The organism is Aquipuribacter hungaricus, from assembly GCF_037860755.1.
Taxonomy (GTDB): Bacteria; Actinomycetota; Actinomycetes; order Actinomycetales; family JBBAYJ01; genus Aquipuribacter; species Aquipuribacter hungaricus.
This window is the reverse complement of sequence record NZ_JBBEOI010000345.1, coordinates 1-2,823: the sequence shown is the minus strand read 5'-3', so window position 1 is coordinate 2,823 and position 2,823 is coordinate 1. Positions and strand designations below refer to the sequence as shown.

At 74.4% G+C, this 2,823-nt stretch carries 2 protein-coding genes and 1 pseudogene; 1 reads left to right on the top strand and 2 read right to left on the bottom strand.

Annotation, left to right across the window (positions count from 1 at the left end; translation table 11 throughout):
• Window positions 1-6: 6 nt before the first annotated feature.
• Both WCS02_RS19360 and WCS02_RS19355 read right to left on the bottom strand, forming a co-directional pair.
• Complete coding sequence (locus tag WCS02_RS19360) at window positions 7-606, bottom strand: TPM domain-containing protein (RefSeq protein ID WP_340295916.1); 600 nt, start codon at window positions 604-606, stop codon at window positions 7-9.
• 85 nt (window positions 607-691) lie between these two features.
• Entirely contained in the window at window positions 692-2,293 is a 1,602-nt protein-coding gene (locus WCS02_RS19355; RefSeq protein ID WP_340295917.1) for an acyl-CoA carboxylase subunit beta, read from the bottom strand.
• 109 nt (window positions 2,294-2,402) lie between these two features.
• Here WCS02_RS19355 and WCS02_RS19350 point away from each other — a divergent pair.
• Window positions 2,403-2,823: pseudogene (locus WCS02_RS19350) on the top strand (biotin--[acetyl-CoA-carboxylase] ligase); the annotation flags it as partial.

Sequence of the window (2,823 nt, the reverse complement as noted above, 5' to 3'; positions counted from 1 at the left end):
CCGACTTCAGCCGGTGGGTGCGGGGGCCGCGGCGGCCGCGCCCTGGGCGTCGGCGCGGCGGCGGGACGAGCGGCGGACCACGGCGACCAGCAGCGCGATGCCCAGGGCTGCCACCACGCCGAGGACGAGCAGGCCGCCGAGGCCGGAGGAGCCGCCGGCCGGGGCGGGGGCGGGCGCGCCGCCGGTCCCGCCCTCGGAGGCGACGACCTGCGCGGTGGTGGTCGCGGCCGCGGTCACCGCCCCGTCCCAGTCGTCCTGGCCCAGCTCGTCGACGACCGCCTCGCGGATGGCCTGCCCCTCCGCGGTGGTGAGGGACGCGGGCGGCTCGAACCAGAACTCGCGGTCCCCGACGGCGACGGCGAGCATCGCGTCGGTCTCGCCCAGGCCCGTGAGGCTGCCGGTCTCGATGACCCACTCCTCGGACTCCAGCCCGCCGAAGTCGTCGACGTAGACCACGTACAGGTCCACCCCGGTCTGCTGGCTCAGCTCCTCCACGGCGGACTGCGCCGCCGTGTCGTCGAGGACGTCCGCGCTGTCGGTCACCTGCGAGGTGAGCGCGGCGGGGTCGTCCAGGGGCAGCGCCACGCCTGCGTCGGTCGCCGTCACGTCGTCGGTCCTCCCAGCATGCTCGGCCAACGTCGGAGGGACGGGCCCTGGTGCCCGCGGTACCCAGCCGGTGCCTCCCCGACGCTCACAGCGGGATGTTGCCGTGCTTCTTGGGGGGCAGCGTCTCGCGCTTGGTGCGCAGCAGGCGCAGGGCCTTGGTGATCTCCACCCGTGTCGTCGACGGCCGGACGACCGCGTCGACGTAGCCGCGCTCGGCCGCGATGTACGGGTTGGCGAAGGTGTCCTCGTACTCGGCGATCTTCTCCGAGCGGACCTCGTCGACGTCCTGCCCCGCGGCGGCGGCGTCGGCCAGCACCCCGCGGTAGAGGATGTTCGCCGCGCCCTGGGCGCCCATGACGGCGATCTGGGCCGTCGGCCAGGCGAGGTTGACGTCGGCGCCCAGGTGCTTGGACCCCATGACGCAGTACGCCCCGCCGTAGGCCTTGCGCGTGATGACGGTGACCATCGGCACCGTCGCCTCGGCGTAGGCGTACAGCAGCTTGGCGCCGCGGCGGATGATGCCGCCCCACTCCTGACCGGTGCCCGGCAGGAACCCCGGGACGTCGACGAAGGTCAGCACCGGCACGTTGAAGGCGTCGCAGGTCCGGACGAACCGGGCGGCCTTCTCGGAGGCGTCGATGTCGAGCGTCCCGGCCAGCTGCATCGGCTGGTTGGCGACGATGCCCACGGGGTGCCCGTCGACGCGGGCGAAGCCGCACAGGATGTTCGGCGCGAACAGGGGCTGGGTCTCCAGGAAGTGCCCGTCGTCCACGACCGTCTCGATGACGGTGTGCATGTCGTACGGCTGGTTGGCCGAGTCCGGCACCAGCGTGTCGAGGACCAGGTCCTCCTCCCGCTCCAGCGTCGCGGCCGGGTCGTCGGCCGGCTCCGCGACCGGAGGCTTCTCCAGGTTGTTCGGCGGCAGGAAGCCCAGCAGGTCCTTGACGTACCCGATGGCGTCCTCCTCGTCGGAGGCCATGTAGTGCGCGTTGCCGGACACGGAGTTGTGGGTGCGCGCCCCGCCCAGCTCCTCCATGCCGACGTCCTCGCCGGTCACGGTCTTGATGACGTCAGGGCCGGTGATGAACATGTGCGAGGTCTGGTCGACCATGACCGTGAAGTCGGTGATGGCGGGGGAGTAGACCGCGCCGCCCGCGCACGGGCCGAGGACGAGGCTGATCTGCGGGACGACCCCGGAGGCGTGGACGTTGCGCCGGAAGATCTCCGCGTACAGCGCCAGCGCGACGACGCCCTCCTGGATCCGGGCCCCGCCGGAGTCGTTGATGCCCACGACCGGGCAGCCGACGCGGGCGGCGAGGTCCATGACCTTGACGATCTTCTCGCCGAACACCTCGCCCAGGCTGCCGCCGAAGACCGTGAAGTCCTGCGCGAAGACGCACACCTGGCGCCCGTCGACGGTGCCGTAGCCGGTGACGACGCCGTCGCCGTAGGGGCGGTTGGCCGACAGGCCGAAGTTCTGGGCGCGGTGCCGGGCGAGCTCGTCGAGCTCGGTGAACGAGCCGGGGTCGAGCAGGAGCTCGATGCGCTCGCGGGCGGTGCGCTTGCCCTTGGCGTGCTGCTTGTCCACGGCCCGCGCCGAGCCGGCGTGGACGGCCTCGTCCGTGCGCCGCTGCAGGTCCGCGAGCCTGCCGGCGGTGCTGTGGATGTCCGGGCCGGTGGGGGCCACGGGGGCGACGGTGCCTGCGGGGGCGGCTGCGGAGGTGTCCTGGGGCTGCACCCGCCGGAGCCTAGCCACCCGCGGACCCCGTGGCAGGGCCCGGCGCTACGGTGCACGGATGGTCTGGCCGGTGCGGGTGGTGGAGGTCACCGGCTCCACCAACGCCGACCTCCTGGAGGCCGCGCGCGGCGGCGAGGCCGGCCCGACCGTGCTCGCGGCCCGGGCGCAGACGGCGGGCCGGGGACGGCTGGGCCGCGGCTGGCAGAGCGCGCCCGGGACCTCGCTGTCGGTGTCCGTGCTGCTCACCCCCGCCGTCCCGCAGGCCGCCTGGACCTGGCTGCCGGTCGTCGTGGGGCTCGGGGTGCTCGACGCGCTGGCCGGCCTCGGGGCACGCCCGGGCACCGGGTCGGGGGCGGTGGGGCTCAAGTGGCCCAACGACGTCGTGGTCACCGACGGCCCCGGCGCGGAGCTCGGCGCCGGCCCCGGGCCGGTCGACGGCGCCCGGACGGGGCTGGCCAAGCTCGCGGGCATCCTCGCCG